This window comes from Pseudarthrobacter sp. PS3-L1 (genome assembly GCF_030063285.1).
Lineage (GTDB): Bacteria > Actinomycetota > Actinomycetes > Actinomycetales > Micrococcaceae > Arthrobacter.
In genome coordinates, this window is record NZ_JASISU010000004.1 from 359,659 (window position 1) to 375,416 (window position 15,758).

9 protein-coding genes are annotated in these 15,758 nt (G+C 62.3%); 7 read left to right on the forward strand and 2 right to left on the reverse strand.

Annotated features, from left to right (window positions below; genetic code table 11):
- The first annotated feature begins 6 nt into the window (after positions 1-6).
- The 3 genes from QMG79_RS13000 (at position 7) to QMG79_RS13010 (ending at position 7,399) form a co-directional block, all read left to right on the forward strand.
- Positions 7-423 (forward strand): MGMT family protein, encoded by a 417-nt coding sequence (locus QMG79_RS13000; protein WP_283539013.1) that lies wholly within the window; start codon positions 7-9, stop codon positions 421-423.
- Positions 424-584: 161 nt separating this feature from the next.
- The gene (locus tag QMG79_RS13005; protein ID WP_283539262.1) at positions 585-3,866 is read left to right on the forward strand and encodes an ATP-dependent helicase; all 3,282 of its coding nucleotides are present in this window, start codon (positions 585-587) and stop codon (positions 3,864-3,866) included.
- Entirely contained in the window at positions 3,863-7,399 is a 3,537-nt protein-coding gene (locus tag QMG79_RS13010; RefSeq protein WP_283539014.1) for an ATP-dependent helicase, read from the forward strand. The genes QMG79_RS13005 and QMG79_RS13010 overlap by 4 nt, the downstream gene beginning before the upstream one ends.
- 119 nt (positions 7,400-7,518) lie before the next feature.
- Here QMG79_RS13010 and QMG79_RS13015 read toward each other — a convergent pair whose 3' ends face one another.
- Positions 7,519-8,889, reverse strand: coding sequence for a macrolide 2'-phosphotransferase (locus QMG79_RS13015; RefSeq protein WP_283539015.1), 1,371 nt, complete (start codon positions 8,887-8,889; stop codon positions 7,519-7,521).
- A gap of 149 nt (positions 8,890-9,038) precedes the next feature.
- On the opposite strand from QMG79_RS13015, the gene nudC reads away from it, so the two are divergent.
- The 3 genes from nudC to QMG79_RS13030 all read left to right on the forward strand — a co-directional run bounded on the left by nudC (position 9,039) and on the right by QMG79_RS13030 (position 12,839).
- Positions 9,039-10,076: an NAD(+) diphosphatase gene (gene nudC / locus QMG79_RS13020; RefSeq protein ID WP_283539016.1), complete on the forward strand. Its 1,038-nt coding sequence runs from the start codon at positions 9,039-9,041 to the stop codon at positions 10,074-10,076.
- Positions 10,077-10,125: 49 nt separating this feature from the next.
- Positions 10,126-12,267: an ATP-dependent DNA helicase UvrD2 gene (locus tag QMG79_RS13025; protein WP_283539017.1), complete on the forward strand. Its 2,142-nt coding sequence runs from the start codon at positions 10,126-10,128 to the stop codon at positions 12,265-12,267.
- A gap of 86 nt (positions 12,268-12,353) precedes the next feature.
- Positions 12,354-12,839, forward strand: a complete 486-nt coding sequence (locus tag QMG79_RS13030; protein ID WP_502934738.1) for a M48 metallopeptidase family protein — start codon at positions 12,354-12,356, stop codon at positions 12,837-12,839.
- 53 nt (positions 12,840-12,892) lie between these two features.
- Here the strand turns inward: QMG79_RS13030 and QMG79_RS13035 are convergent, their stop codons facing one another.
- Positions 12,893-14,332 (reverse strand): zinc-dependent metalloprotease, encoded by a 1,440-nt coding sequence (locus QMG79_RS13035; protein WP_283539019.1) that lies wholly within the window; start codon positions 14,330-14,332, stop codon positions 12,893-12,895.
- A gap of 221 nt (positions 14,333-14,553) precedes the next feature.
- Here QMG79_RS13035 and QMG79_RS13040 point away from each other — a divergent pair, with 221 nt between their 5' ends.
- A complete protein-coding gene (locus QMG79_RS13040; protein WP_283539020.1) occupies positions 14,554-15,696 on the forward strand; it encodes a YlbL family protein in 1,143 nt (380 codons plus the stop codon).
- Positions 15,697-15,758 lie beyond the last annotated feature (62 nt).

Consider the following 15,758-nt stretch of genomic DNA (forward strand, 5'->3'; position numbering starts at 1 on the left):
TGCTGCATGCGAGCTGAATATGTTGATGCTGTGCTGCAGGTGGTTGACCTCATTCCCCCAGGATCAGTGCTGAGCTACGGCGACATCGCAGAACTTCTGGGGGTGGGAGGTGCCCGACAGGTCGGCTCCGCCATGAGTGCCAGCGGTAGCACCACCACGTGGTGGCGGGTTCTGCGTGCCAGTGGCCACGTGCCGGAAGGACACACAGCCGCAGCCCTGACCAACTTCCGCTCCGAAGGAACACCGCTGCTGGGTGCACCGGAAGCGTTGCGTGACGGTGGGTCGGGGCCATGGCGGGTGGATATGAGACGTTGCCGGTGGAGTCCTGACGATTCCACGATGGACAGGATAGAGCACATCGCAAGATCGCTAGAGAGCCGCCTCCACAGAATGTCAGTGGCGGATGATGAAATGGAGGCGTGACTGAGAGAACTGATCCGCCGACATTCACCGCGACGTCCGCTGTGCCCCTGGACAGCACGGGGCATACCGCACCGGAGACTGGCTCCATAGCACTCGCCACGAGGCCAGGGAGGAGCCTTCGCGAAGCCTCCAGCGGGTCACCGCAGCAAAAATCACTCAGGTTGCTGCCACCAAGGGAAACAAACACCTCCGTTCCACAGCTCTCCCCTGATCAGGAGGTTGTCGCCAACACGGTGGCAGGCAGTGGCCCCATCTTGGTCCCGGGTGGACCTGGAACGGGTAAGTCCACTGTCCTGGTGGAGGCTGCTGTCCGGCGCGTCGTGCGGGACGGCCTCGATCCGGAGCGCATCATCCTCCTCGCGCCGACCCGACAGGCAGCAGACTCGCTCAGGGACAGGTTCACTGCGCGGCTGGATCGTAGCCTCAGTACCTCACCGGCCCGAACGTGGTCCTCCTATGCTTTTGATCTCATCCGGCGCGCCAAGGCAGAAGGTGTCATCAACCTGGCCAGGGCGCCACGCCTGCTGTCCGGCCCCGAGCAGGACCTCATCATCAAGGAGCTCCTGGCGGGCCATGATCTTCCAGGCTTTCACTTGCCATGGCCTGCGGACCTGGGGCCGGCACTGGGTACCCGCGGATTTCGGCAGGAGATTCGTCAACTTTTTGACCGGGTCATAGAATCTGGACTCACGGCCGAGGACCTAGCGGACCTCGGCCACCAGGCCGGCCGGCCGGACTGGATTGCTGCGGCGGCGCTGTATGCCGAATATCGCGATGTCCTTGACCTCCGCATGCCCGAGGCCTTTGATCCGGCAGGCATCATCACCGCTGCCCGTCATATCTTTCAGGATTCACCAGCATTCCTCGAAGCGGAGCGGAACCGCCTGCAGCTGCTGTTGGTCGACGACATCCAGGAAGCCAACCCGGCCGTCTTTGAACTCCTCGCGGACCTCGCGGCGGACAAGGACTGCCTTGTCACATTCTCGCCCGACACAGTTGTCCAGGGATTCCGTGGTGCTCGTCCTGACTTGGTGGCCAAGCTGCCGGTACTGCTTTCCAGGGAGGGCATAGCTGCACGTTATCCACTGGTGCACACGCATCGTCACTGTTCCGCTGTGGCCAGTGCCTGGGTAGGCGTTGCCGGGCGCATTTCGCAGCGTTCAGGAGGCCAGGAGGCTCGCCGGCTCGAGCCATTCGGCACCACCGCCAAAGACGGTCGGGTAGAAGCCCACCTGGTACCGTCAGTCGTCCATGAACTCCGGTACGTTACGCAGCGGATTCTCGATGAGCACCTGCACGCGAGGCGTCCCCTGGGCGATATTGCGGTGATCGTTCGCAACGGCGGACAGCTGCAAGAACTCCAGCGGTACCTCACCGGGCAGGGAATCGCAGTGCGTGTTCCCGTAGCCGAGTCCGCTGTCCGGGACGAGGTAGCAGTCCGGCCACTCCTTGAGGCCTATGCCATTGCTCTCGATCCAGAAATCCTGAGTCCGGAGCGCGCGGTGGCTCTTCTGACATCGCGGATAGGTGGCGCCACCCCCCTCGAGTTGCGGCGTCTGCGGCAGGCATTGCGGCGTGAAGAGCTCCAGGGTGGCGGCAGCAGGTCCAGCGACACCCTGCTGGTCGAGGCACTGGTGGAAGCAGGAGCGCTCCAAAGTCTCGGCATTGAAGGGCGTGCGGCACGCCGGACAGCCCGCATGATCGCTGCTGGCCGTGCCGCCGTCGATCTGCCCGGGGCCAATGCTGAATCGGTGCTGTGGGCGCTGTGGCATTCCACCGGGTTGTCTGGTGCCTGGACGGAGGCGGCCCTGGCTGGCGGCCGTCATGGGGCCCGCGCAGACAGGGATCTTGACGCCATGATGGCCCTCTTCCATACGGCCGAGCGCTTTGTGGATCAGCTTCCGGGCGCGGGACCACGGCAGTTTCTTGAGTACCTTCTCAGCCAGGAACTACCCATGGATACGCTTGCCGCGCGGGCACAGGTGGAAGATGCTGTAGAGCTCCTGACGCCGGCCAGTGCGGCAGGACGCGAGTGGCCGGTGGTGATTGTCGCTGGCCTGCAGGAAGGAACATGGCCCAACACACGGCTCCGTGGCGAACTTCTAGGCAGCACGCTGTATTCGGATGTCCTCGAGTACGGCGTTGAGCAGGCACTGCGCATTGACCCACTGAGCAGGGTAAGGGACATCAGGTATGACGAGCTCCGTACCTTTGCCGCTGCCATTTCGCGGGCCCAGGAAGTCCTGATCTGCACTGCTGTCTCCTCTGAGGATGAACAGCCCTCATCGTTCCTGGACTACGTTGACCCCTTGCCAGCAGGGCTGGACAGCCGTCCTCTCACAGCTGTCCAGCGGCCCCTGACCCTGCGTGCACTAGTTGCCGAGCTGCGGCAGAATGCCCAACTCGGCCTGGCTGCACAGGCCGAAAGCCAGGAGGCGCTGAGGCTCCTGACGGTCCTTGCCGCGCAGGAAACGCCTGTGGCAGGGGCACATCCGTCGTCATGGTGGGGTCTCCTACCCTTGAGTAGCTCGGATCCGGTTGTTCCGCCGGATGGCACGGTCTCTGTGTCGCCGTCCAAGGTGGAGTCAGTGCATACCTCGCCCCTCGACTGGTTTGTGCAGGCCGCTGGGGGAGAGGCTGCAACAGATTTCGCGAGAAGTCTTGGAACGTTGGTCCATGCCATTGCCCAGGACTTGCCAGACGCCACCGGCACCCGCTACGTCGAGGAGCTGGTGGTGCGCTGGCCAACGCTGGGAATGAAAGACAACTGGGAGGGAAAGCTCGATTTCCGTCGTGCTGAGACGATGGTCCGGAAACTGGCCACCTACGTCATCAGCATGCGACAGGACGGCCGCACCCTTGTTGGCGTGGAGCAGGATTTCGAGGTGTCCCTCGCGGATGTGACGTTGCCCGCCGAGGAGCAAACTACCCTCGCCGAGACCAGGGCAGCAGTTCTCCGCGGGCAGGTTGACCGCTTGGAACTGGATGGGCAGGGTCGTTTGGTGATCGTGGACCTCAAGACTGGGAAAAGCCAACCAGCCAAGGCCGACATTGAGCGCCACCTGCAGCTGGCCTCGTACCAGGCTGCTGTCCTCGCTGGTGGATTCATACCCGGGAGCCCATCTCCTGAGGGAGGGGCGTCACCATCCGCCGACATGCGAAACTTGAACCCGCAGAGCCAGCTGCCCCACGCCCAGGTCCCTGGCGGAGCCATCCTGGCCCAACTCGGCACCTCCACCAAGTCCGTTGGAACCCAGTACCAGGATCCTCTAGGACCACTCGATACGTGGGCCACGGAAGCGGTCCTTGAGGCCGCAGTCCTGATGGCGGGACGGACGTTTGAGGCCCGTCATGATCCGACCAAAAGTGGTCATGGCGGCCAAGGGTGCCGCCTACCCGAAGTCTGCCCGCTCTGTTCGCGGGGAAAGCAGGTCACCGAATGAGCTCCAGTCCTGGTCCCGGATCATTTCAGGCTGGGCCACACCAGGGAGGAGCTCCACCAATCGGCATTGCAGCCAGCGATGTCCTTCCCACTCCGAGGTTCACTCCGGAAGAGCTCTCGGCGCTGCTAGGGGAGAAGAACACACCCACGCCCGAGCAGTCACACATTATTTCGTCCCCGCTGGGGCCCCGGTTGGTCATTGCCGGGGCTGGATCGGGAAAGACTGCCACCATGGCCGACCGGGTTGTCTGGCTTGTCGCCAACGGCTGGGTCAGGCCAGAGGAGATCCTGGGCGTTACTTTCACCAGGAAGGCAGCCGGTGAACTGGCGAGTCGAATTCGGGCCAAGCTTGCCACCCTTCAGCGGGTTGCTGCTGATGACACCAAGGGCTCCCTGCCCCACGTGCTGGAGAGCATGTCAGATGGTCTTGAGCCAAAGGTTTCCACGTACCACTCCTACGCCAGCGGCATTGTTTCTGATTACGGCCTGCGCTTAGGAATTGAGCGTGACGTGGTGCTGCTTGGTGCGGCGCAGGCCTGGCAACTGGCCAGTGAAGTGGTTGAAGCCTACGATGGCGAATTCGAACATTTTGCTGCCGCGCGATCCACCCTGGTCCGAGCCGTCATCCAGCTTGCTGGCGAATGCGCCGAGCACCTCCAAGACCCTGCCAGCGTCAAGGCGTGGCTGGAAGAGCACCTTTCCGTTTTTGAGAGCCTGCCCTATGTTGCTGGCACTACCAAGGCCCCCACGCAAACAGCCCTTAAGCTCAACGTCATGCTGAAAACACGGGTCAGCGTGGCGGACATGGTGGCCAGGTACGCAAACGCCAAGAGGGCCCGCGGCGCATTGGATTTTGGGGATCTTGTTGCCCTGGCTGCGCGTATTGCCACGGAGATCCCGCTTGCGGGCGAGCTTGAACGCAGGCGATTCCGGGTGGTGTTGTTGGATGAGTTCCAGGACACGTCCCATGCACAGCTGGTGCTCTTCTCCCGCCTTTTTGGTGCAGGCCACGCCGTCACAGCTGTGGGTGACCCCAACCAGTCGATCTATGGCTTCCGCGGGGCTTCCGCGGGGCAGCTGTTCCACTTTGTGCAGGAGTTTCCGGACCGAGTGAGCACAGCGAGTGCAGCCGCCGGCACTCAGGCTCCGCGTGCCGACGCCGGTGGGCAGTGGCGACCCGCTCCGACGTCCTACCTCACAACGGCTTGGCGCAACGGCAGCAATATCCTGTCCGCCGCCAACCAGGTTGCTGCTCCCTTGAACGCTCTCTCCGTCACATCCAGCGTTGCCGGAGGAAAAACCGGCAAGCCGTTGGTGCCAGCCCTGGTACCCAGTCCGGCCGCCGTCGCGGGCAGCGTTGTGATCGCGCGGTTCGACTCAGACCAGGATGAAGCGCAGGCGATCGCCGCGGATATCCTCAGATATCGGGTCACGGACTTCGAGGCTGCAGCCGATCAACCGATCCCACCTGCCATGGCTGTCCTCTGCCGCCGCCGCGCGCAGATGGAGCCGATCCGCAAAGAACTGGAAACCCAGGGGATCCCCTACGAGATTGTTGGACTGGGAGGACTCCTCGACACTCCGGAGATTGTGGACCTGGTCGCTACCCTTCGGGTCCTAGCGGACCCGGGCCGCTCGGATTCTCTCATGCGTCTCCTGGTGGGGGCCCGGTGGCGGATTGGTCCCGCGGACCTGATGGCATTTCGCGACTGGTCAGCCTTCCTGGCTCGCCGGCGGCTCCTGCAGGCTCAAGGGCAACCCACCCCGGAGGGGGCAACCGAAATCCCCGTGGAAAGCGATATCACGGATGGGGCGAGCCTTGTTGAGGCTCTGGACTGGCTCCCGCAGGAGGGATGGATGTCCTCGCACGGCCGCACCCTGAGCGAGGAAGCAGCCACCCGACTGCGGCTTATGGCTCAGGAGTTACGCATGCTGCGGGGCTATCTGGGCGACGATCTGACCACGCTGCTGGGCGAAGTGGAACGGACCATGCTCCTTGATATAGAAGTTTCCGCCCGACCGGGCATCACTATCCACCAGGCGCGGCGAAACCTTGATGCATTCCAGGACGCCGCGGCTGGTTTCCTGCAAAGTGCCCACCGGGTAGATATCCTCGCTTTCCTGTCGTGGCTTGATGTTGCGGCAGCAGAGGAAAGCGGGCTCGACGGCGCAGCAACCGAGGTCAGTCACGAGGCCGTGCAGCTTCTGACCGTCCACGCGTCCAAAGGCCTTGAGTGGGACGTGGTTTTTGTTCCCGGACTCAACGCCGGCGCTTTTCCCAGCGACAGGGACTCCAGGTGGAGCAGCGGATCTGCGGCTTTGCCGTGGCCGCTGCGTGGGGACCGGGCAGATCTTCCGCAGTGGGACCTGGACCAGCCAGACCAGAAGGGGTGGCTCGACGCCGAAAAGGACTTCAAAGCGGAGGTCCAGGCGCATGGTGAGGAAGAAGAGCGCCGTCTCGCCTATGTCGCGTACACCAGGGCCAAGCATGTGCTGTGGGCATCCAGTCCGGCGTGGGTGGGTTCGAGGTCGGGGCGCTCGGAGATCTCCGGATTTCTCGCAGGGCTTCTTCCCCTTACCGCCCCGGGGAGTAGTACGGATGGCAGCGGCCAGGCGGCCGCCGTCGTGCATTCGCTTTCGCTGGAGGAGTCTGCACTTTCAGAAGAGAGCCCACTGACCCGGGAAACCGAAAGCGCTGTCTGGCCCTACGATCCTTTGGAGGGTCCCATCGATGCCCGCACGGGGGAGCGGCTTCGTTTGGCTCCCGGCCGCCGCGCGGGCACTGAAGCCGCAGCGGGACAGATCCTTGGGGCCCTCGCCCTGCGTACAGACCTTCCTGCACCGTCCGGGCTGACCGGAAAGTCTGCCCGGTGGGCGGAGGAAACTGCACTCCTTCTGGAGCGCCGCTCCGAACGGGGCCACCACCGGGACATCCATTTGCCTGACCATATTTCTGCCTCCACCCTGGTTGATCTCGGCGAAGATCCCGATGCCGTCCTTGCCACCCTGCGTCGGCCCGTTCCACGCGAACCTGGAATGGCGGCGAGGCGCGGAACGGCGTTTCACTCATGGGTTGAGGAGCACTTTGGAATGGCCGGAATGCTCGATCTTGACCTGGTCAACCGCGGCCACGCTGATGAAAAAGCGGAAGCTGCACTGGGCCTGGAAAGCCTCAAGGCGACATTTCTGGCTTCCGACTGGGCAAACCGGATACCCGCGTACCTTGAGGTTCCAGTAGAAACAAGGATTGGCCCGGTCGTGGTACGCGGACGCATCGATGCAGTATTCCGGAACTCGACGGGTGCCTGGGACCTGGTGGACTGGAAAACAGGACGTCGGCCGCCAGCCGGTGCGCTCAAGGCTAAATCCATCCAGCTCGCGGCTTACCGGCTTGCATGGTCCAGGCTCAAGGGTGTCCCGCTAGATCAGGTACAGGCAGCGTTCTTCTACGTTGGGGACAACAGTGTTGTCCGGCCGCATGACCTCAGCACCGCGGCTGAACTCGAAGAAATCCTTCAGGAAGCCTTTGCCTGAAGTTTTCCGGGGTCCGGGCATGAATGCCTGAACCCCGCCTACAACTGCAGCACCGGTGTTTTGCCGTAGCGACTTTGCTGGTGGGACTTTGCTGGTGGGACGGCCCGGTGCGTTCAGGGTCAGGGTTTGGGCGCGTCGACGATCCTGATTGCATCGGTGGGTGGCTCGGGATCAGTAGTGTGTTCATCGTTGCGGTCCACCTGCTCCGGAGCATCGGTCCCGGGAACCTTTGCGGTGCCCTCGGTGGGCGAACTGCCGTCAGATGCTTTTTCGTCCAGGGGGCGGTTTCCGGCAATGGCAGTGTCAGCACCGGCTTTCCCGTCTGACGGAGTCACTTTCTCTTCGGGAATTGGCGTCACGTAAACGGCTGGTGTGGCTGGAACCGGCAAGGAGCCCGGTGAGCTGGCGCCGGCGTCATCCGTAGATTTCGCAGTGACCGCCCCAGCCCCTGTTGGCGTGGAGTTGTGCTGTGCGATTCTCCCTGAAGCGTCTTTGGCACCTTCCCTGGTCGAGCTGTTGTCTAGGGGTGCGGCGGTCGCTGGCTGGGGGAGGGGCTCCACACCAAGCGGCTGTCCCCCGTGCACTGTGATGTCCGATGCCAGGGTCTGCAGCATCTCCTCGGCGTCAGCGATCATGTCTGCGTCTGAAGTATTGAGGGCCTTGACCAGGTACTGAGCCAGGGCAAACTCCGCTGACAGAGCAGCACGTCGCAGCAGGTGCTTGTCTGGTGTATCCCTGCGTGCTGCCGTGTAGCTGGCAAGTACAGCATCCACGAAGGACTGCTCACTGGAAGCGACCAGCCAGGCAAAATCGTCTGCCGGGTCACCTATTCGCAAGTCCGTCCACCCGGTCACGGCTGCGACCTTGCCCGCATCGATCAGCAAGTTGTCTTCGTGCAGGTCGCCGTGCACCACCGAGGGATTAAAACGCCAGAGCGAGACATCCTCCATGGCGTGCTCCCAGCGACGAAGCAGGGCGGCCGGAATTTTTCCCGTCATAGCTGCCTGGTCGAGTTCATTGAGTCGACGCTGGCGGAATTCATTGGGCGTGTAGCTCGGGAGGTCGGCGTTGTTGACCAAGGATTGCGGAAGGTCATGGATTGCGGCAAGCGCGGCGCCCAGTTCAATGGCAACACTGTCATTCCCGCTGCTGAGCTGATCGATACTGAAATGCGTTCCGGTCAGATGGGAATAGACGAACGTGCTGAGGTCACCAAGCCGGACCTTGCCGGCAACGGTGGGCATGAGGAACGGCAGTTCCGCGCGGATGGCGGGTGTGAAAGCCCGGAGAACCAGAAATTCCGTCTCGAGCCTGGCGCTTGCCTCAGGGTGCTGGGGAGAACGGACCCGCCAGCGTTTGCCTTCCGAATCCACCAAAAAGGCTGTGTTGAAATCGGCTGGATCATCTGGGGCGGCGCTGACGGCCGTAGGCGTCAGGCCGGGGACCGCGGCCGTTGCTACTGCTGCCAGTTCGATCGGTTTTCTTCTCACTGTTCCACGGTAGATTGGCTTGCCCCGAACGAGTCGAAGTACCGCGGCGAGTCTTCGAGTTCACCGATGATTCCCGGTCTTTGTCCAGGTTTTGCACGGCTGGGTTGAATGGAATGTGAAATGTCCCTAGGAATCAGTACGGTGGAACCATGAGTTCCCCCGAACCTGTGGCGTCGCCCCAAGCGTCCCAGGAAGTGCCCTTGCGGCCGCACACTGCAGCGCTGCCCGCCAACCACCTCTTTGAGACGGTCCTCCCGGTTGTCCAAGCCCGGATCGACAGGGGATCCCTGAAACGTTCCCGTGCTGGCATGGTCGAAGAACTGCTGGCAACCCCTGGAACCCAGGCCATGGTCATCGCAGGCAGACAGGCCTTGGTCGGTGAGTCGTCGCTGATCCTGCTGTCAGCTAATGACGCAATCACACTACTGGCCCGTGGCGGACACCGAGCCCGGCATGCCATCTACCTCGGCAGTGCCGAACCAGGCAGTGATTTGGCGACTGGAACCGAAACAGTGCTTCTTGTTCTGGACGACGCACTGGACCCCGCCGACGTGGGCGCGCCCAGTGGCTCCCGATGGCTTGGATTCCGCGAGATTGCGGCCACGCTGAACGCTACCGAAACCGCGCTCTTCATCGAGGCGAGCGCCATCGCCAACTGGCATGCACTGCACACTCACTGCCCGCGCTGCGGAACCCCCACGGTTGTTGAATCCGGGGGCTGGGTTCGCCGTTGCCCTGCAGATGGCTCCGAGCATTACCCTCGGACGGACCCTGCCATTATTGTCACGGTCGTTGGACCCGATGGCCGTGTTCTTCTGGGTGGCGGTGGCGCCTGGGATTCCAAGGTACATTCCACCCTTGCTGGTTTCGTGGAGCCCGGTGAGTCACTGGAACAGGCCGTGATCCGCGAGATCCAGGAGGAAGTGGGGGTCCGCATCACGGGCAGCCAGTATCTTGGCTCGCAGCCGTGGCCGTTCCCCGCGTCCCTCATGCTGGGGTTTACGGCTTCCACGGAAGACACCCATGTGCAGCCCGACGGCGTGGAAGTCACCCGTGCTCGCTGGTTTAGCAGGACTGAGCTTCAGGAAGCAATCCTTGACGGTGAGATCATTATTCCCGGGAGTCTTTCCATCTCGCGGGCCCTCATTGAACACTGGTATGGCGGACCCATCGAGACGCTGTCCTGACAACCGCTTCACCTTTACCCACCGCAACAAATAGTCCCAAAGCAGAGTAGTGAGCACAGAAAACTTCGAAGATGGCCCGCAGGAAACCCTTGAAGAACGAATCTTGGGTGGCCTCGATGCTGAGCAGCGTGAGGTGGCCACCACCCTAACCGGTCCTCTCTGTGTCCTTGCAGGTGCCGGGACGGGAAAGACCCGGGCCATTACCCACCGCATCGCATACGGTGTTCACTCGGGTGTCTACAGTCCGCAGCGATTGTTGGCAGTAACCTTCACAGCGAGGGCAGCTGCAGAGATGCGAAGCCGGCTGCGGGATCTCGGCGTGGGCAATGTCCAGGCCCGGACCTTTCACGCAGCGGCGTTGCGACAGCTCCAATTTTTCTGGCCGCAGGCAGTGGGCGGAGCCCTCCCGCAACTTCTGGACCATAAAGCGTCAATTATTGCGGAGGCGGCCCGAAGACTGCGCCTGAGCACTGACCGCGCCAGTATCCGTGACCTTGCGTCGGAGATTGAGTGGGCCAAGGTATCCATGTTGACGCCCGCCAACTACCTCGAAAAGGCCCAGGGCCGCGGCACTCCGGGAGGATTCGACCTCACGGCCGTTGCCCGCGTTTTCCAGTCCTATGAGGACGTCAAGACAGACCGCAATGTCATCGATTTTGAGGATGTCCTGCTCATCACCGTGGGGATCCTGCAGGAGGATCCCAAGGTTGCCGCAACTGTGCGCGAGCAATACAGGCATTTTGTGGTGGATGAGTATCAGGACGTTTCGCCGCTTCAGCAGCGCTTGCTGGAACTGTGGCTGGGTGGGCGCGATGAGCTTTGTGTTGTCGGCGATGCCAGCCAGACCATCTACTCGTTCACGGGAGCCTCGCCTCGCCATCTGCTTGAGTTCAAGGCGCGGTACCCGGATGCCGGGATGGTCAAGCTGATCCGGGATTACCGCTCAACGCCCCAGGTGGTCAAACTGGCCAACGAGTTGTTGGCTGCGCGTCGCAGCTCTGGTCCCGTTGCAGACGCGGCGTGGGCTGCGCCCCTCCAGCTTGTTGCCCAGCGACCGCACGGCCCATCACCGCAATTCACCGAATGCACTGATGACGAAGCAGAGGCTGCCACTGTCGCCAAGAAAGTTCAGGGACTGCTCGACGCCGGGACCAAAGCAAGTGAGATAGCTGTACTTTTCAGGACCAACGGTCAGTCGGAAGCCTACGAACAAGCTCTTGCTGCGTCCGGTATTGGCTACCAGTTGCGCGGCGGTGAAAGGTTTTTTGCCAGGAAAGAAGTCCGTGATTCCATCCTTCAGCTCCGGGCCGCAACCCGTGCCCTGACACCGGGTGAGGTTCCGGACCCGCTCGGCCAAATGGTGCGCGACATTCTTGCGTCGCTGGGCTACACGGATTCGGCCCCGCATAGTGGCGGCGCTGTCCGTGAACGGTGGGAATCCCTTGCTGCACTGGTGGCGCTTGCTGATGAGCTGGCTCAAGTCCGTGGCGCCGATTTTTCCCTTTCCGACTTTGTAAATGAACTTCAGGAAAGGTCCCTGGCCCAGCACGCACCCACTGTCCAGGGAGTTACCCTCGCTTCCCTTCACGCTGCGAAGGGCCTCGAATGGGATGCCGTGTTCCTGGTGGGCCTCAGTGAAGGCCTCATGCCGATTTCCTTTGCGGATTCGCCGGAATCGGTGGACGAAGAGCGAAGGCTTCTTTATGTCGGAATCACCCGAGCACGTGAACACCTGTTCATGTCCTGGTCAACGGCCCGAACACCTGGTGGCAGGGCGAATCGCAAGCCCAGCAGGTTCCTCGATGGGCTGCGGCCCGACTCCGTTACTGGGGGCACTGCCCGGTCACTGGGGCGGGCGCCCAAACGCAAGGCCGCGGCCCCAGCCATGTGCAGGGTCTGTGGAACCATGCTCTCAAGTGGCGCCGAAAGGAAAGTGGGCAGGTGCAACCAGTGCCCGCCAAGCTATGAGGAGCAGAGCTTTGAGGCGCTTCGTGAATGGCGGAAGGCGCAGGCCCTTGAAGCGGATGTTCCAGCGTTTGTTGTGTTCACGGATGCCACCCTGACCGCAATTGCCGAGGCAAAACCGAAGAGCCTGGAGGAGTTGTCGGCATTGGCGGGCATTGGCCCCTCAAAATTGGAGAAGTACGGAGAAGAGGTCCTGCGGATCATGGCCGAAAGCAGTGTTCTCTAGTGCGCGGCAGCACGGGAGATCACTCGCGGACCACGTCCAGCGGACGTGTCGTGACGGTCCGGCGCTCCAGCCGACGGACACGGACGGTGTCTGCCTTCTGGGAAGCTGGCACGGCCGTGGTGGCCATTCCGGCGTCGTTCGGGGCGGGCCAGGAAAAAGAGTGGGTAGAAAAGATGGTCCTGAAGCTTGAGCGCCAGCGAGAGTCTCCTGGCCGCGCGCGGAACCGTACCAGCAATCCTGAACTTGAACGGCGAGCTCAGGAACTGTCCTCGCGCTTTCTCGGCGAACGGGCCGTGCCAAGCTCAGTGAGGTGGGTCGCCAACCAGAACTCCCGATGGGGTTCCTGTACGCCCTCTGACGGCTCCATTCGGCTGTCAGACAAACTTCAGATGATGCCCGGATGGGTTGTGGACTATGTTCTTCTGCACGAGTTGGCGCATCTGCTCGTATCAGCCCACGACGCCGCATTCTGGGCTTTGCTCACGACGTATCCGGACACGGAAAGGGCGAAGGCTTTCCTTGAAGGTGTTGCCTTGGCCCGCGCACACGGCTTGGCGTCTGAGCCGAACTGATGCTGTCTGGCCCCGCTAGCCAGGGTTTCTGGATGCGTCAGCCGCCACGTTTCCTAGTCTTTGGACTGGCCGGGAGCTGTGTCGCCTCCGTCGCCTGTCCCGTCCTGCGACTCGTTAGGACTGTCGGGCGAACCGTCCTCCCTTGGTTCGTCGAAGCCCCCGCTGAGGAGCTTTTCCAGGGCGTCGTCTACCTCTGAATCGCTGGCCTCGGCCAATTGTCGCCGTCCACTGAAGCCCTGCGGATCATCCAGGTCTTCGCCGGTGGGAAGCAGATCCGGGTGGTCCCAGATGGCGTCGCGACCTTCAATCCCACGTTCGTCCTTGAGTACTGCCCACAGGGTGGCTGCTTCGCGAAGTCGACGGGGCCGCAGTTCCAGGCCCACCAGCGATGAGAAAGCGTGTTCTGCGGGTCCGCCGGTAGCGCGCCGACGTCGAACAGTTTCCCTGAGCGCGTCCGCTGAGGGCAGGACATTGGTGGTTGCCGCGGCGGTAAGTTCGTCGACCCAACCCTCCACCAGGGCAAGAGCCGTTTCCAGTTTCTCGAGGGCCTGATCCTGGGCGGGAGTTCGCTGCGGCATGAAGACGCCCTGGGACAGGGCTTCCTGGATGCCCTCCGGGTTGCTCGGGTCGATGTCGCGGGCCAGTTCCTCAATGCGTGAAGTATCGATGTGGATTCCACGGGCATAGGCCTCGATGGCGCCAAGGAGGTGTCCGCGCAACCACGGAACCTGGACAAAGAGGCGTGCGTGGGCAGCTTCCCTGACGGCTAGGAAGAGGCGGATGTCGCCTTCCGGGAGGCTGAGTCCTTCGCCAAATGAGGCGACGTTTGCTGGCAAAAGTGCCATTTCCAGATCCACCAGTGGTACCCCGATGTCGGTGGAGCTGACGACGTCGGAGGACAGCGCACCAATAGCCTGCCCCAACTGCATGCCGAAGATTGCGCCGCCCATGTTCTGCAGCATGGAGGACGCGCCCCCCATGGCTGACTTCATCTCTTCGGGCATTTGCTGGCTCATGGCTTCCGAGAGCGCGTTGGAGATGCTGTTGGCCACCGGTTCGGTCAGCCGCTTCCAGGTTCCCATGGTGGCCTCAACCCACTCAGCACGCGACCACGCACGGCCAATCAGACCGGTGGAGGGAAGCGACGTCACGGGATCAAGCCACATCTCAGCAAGGCGGAGGGCCTCGTCCACTTCGCGGGACTGCGCACTTGTTACGGACGGGTCCGAACTCGACGCGGCGACGCGGCGCGCATTTTCGTGGGCCATCTTCCAGTTCACCGGTCCCTCGGAGGGTGCACTCATCATGGCCTGTACCTGCGAAAACATTTGGGCCAGAAGCTGCGGGTCATCCGGGAGCCCTGCTGCCTTGGCGATCTCGGAAGGGTCGATGTTCTCCATGCCTTGACCCCCCATGAGGTTCTGCAGCATTTCTGCCAAGGGGTCCTTTGGCGTGTCATCGCCGTTGGAGGGAGTGGGAGGGTTGGAAGTCATGATCCTGCCGATCGTCGCTGGGACTGTTGATCAACTTCACGGTACCCCGTGCCTGCAGGCGATGTCTGCCGGGCCGGGCCTACGTTCGCTGATGGCAAAGACAAAGTTCTGGCCTGCCGGAGCGTATTCTTGGGTCTTGAATCATTCTGCCTGCCGGCCACTGGTCAGGCCGAGGCCACCCCACCCTGCGACGCAGGTGGGGCAAGGAGAAAGTTCCAGCAATGACGACAATGCGCGGAGATCAACCCACGGGACAGCCCGTCAGCCAGGCGTCGGACGGCAGCGACGAACCTTGGGAAGCACGGAAGAATGCCCGGGATGGCCGCTTCTCTACCCTCGTGTTTGCCGGGGTCCTGGCTGCTGCGCTCGGGGTCACTGCGGTCACCTTGCCGGTGCCCTATGTGGTTGAAGCCCCCGGACCGACGTTTAATACCCTCGGTGAGTACAGCGACAAACCTGTCATCAGCGTCTCTGGCACCGAAGCCTTTCCAACCACCGGCAATCTCGACCTCACCACTGTTTACGTTGATGGCGGGCCCAATGGACCGGTGAGTTTTATTGCAGCGCTGGGTGCATGGCTGGACAACACCAAAGCGGTCTACCCTCAGGAGCTCATCTACCCGGACCCGGTCACCAGCGAAGAATCCCAAGCCGAAAGCGCCGCTGCGATGGTGACCTCGCAGGAGAACGCTGTAGCCGCTGCACTCAGTGAACTGGGCATTGACTACAGCCAGCAGTTGCAGGCAGCGGGATTGCCGGAAGGGTCGCCGTCGGCCGGCAAGTTGGAGCCCAACGATGTTTTTGTCTCCATCGACGGCAAGCCCATTACCGCTCTTTCTGTTGTCCAAGACGAGCTTGCGGCTAAGGCAGGGGCAGAGGTCAGCCTTGTTGTTGACCGTGACGGCGTGCCGACGACTGTCGCCATTACTCCGACGAAGAACGACGCCGGACGCTACCTTCTTGGAGTTTCCCTGCAGTATCTGTTCACTTTTCCATTTGATGTGTCCATCTCGCTGGACAAGGTGGGCGGCCCGAGCGCCGGCATGATGTTCGCACTGGGCATCATCGACACGGTTACGCCGGGGGACCTTACTGGTGGAAAGCACATCGCAGGTACTGGCACCATCAGTCCCGACGGCGCCGTGGGACCTATTGGTGGGATTGCCCAGAAAATGCACGGCGCGCGTAACGGCGGAGCAACCCTGTTCCTCGCGCCGGCTGCAAACTGCGATGAAACTCTCGGGCACGTCCCGGACGGGCTGCAGGTTGTCCGGGTAGAGAATCTCGCTGATGCTCGGAGCGCTGTGGAGCTGGCCGCATCGGGAGCAGACACAGAAAATCTCCCGGCTTGCACCAGCAACTAGACTGGTTGAGGAACTAAGGTTCGCCGCCACTCGTGGCATTGGTGACGGTCTGCGCCACGTGC

Bases quoted from the DNA above. Each gene is read 5' to 3' on its own strand.
- QMG79_RS13000 (WP_283539013.1), top strand. From the start codon at position 7: ATGCGAGCTGAATATGTTGATGCTGTGCTGCAGGTGGTTGACCTCATT.
- QMG79_RS13010 (WP_283539014.1), top strand. From the start codon at position 3,863: ATGAGCTCCAGTCCTGGTCCCGGATCATTTCAGGCTGGGCCACACCAG.
- nudC (WP_283539016.1), top strand. From the start codon at position 9,039: ATGAGTTCCCCCGAACCTGTGGCGTCGCCCCAAGCGTCCCAGGAAGTG.
- QMG79_RS13035 (WP_283539019.1), bottom strand. From the start codon at position 14,332: ATGACTTCCAACCCTCCCACTCCCTCCAACGGCGATGACACGCCAAAG.
- QMG79_RS13040 (WP_283539020.1), top strand. From the start codon at position 14,554: ATGACGACAATGCGCGGAGATCAACCCACGGGACAGCCCGTCAGCCAG.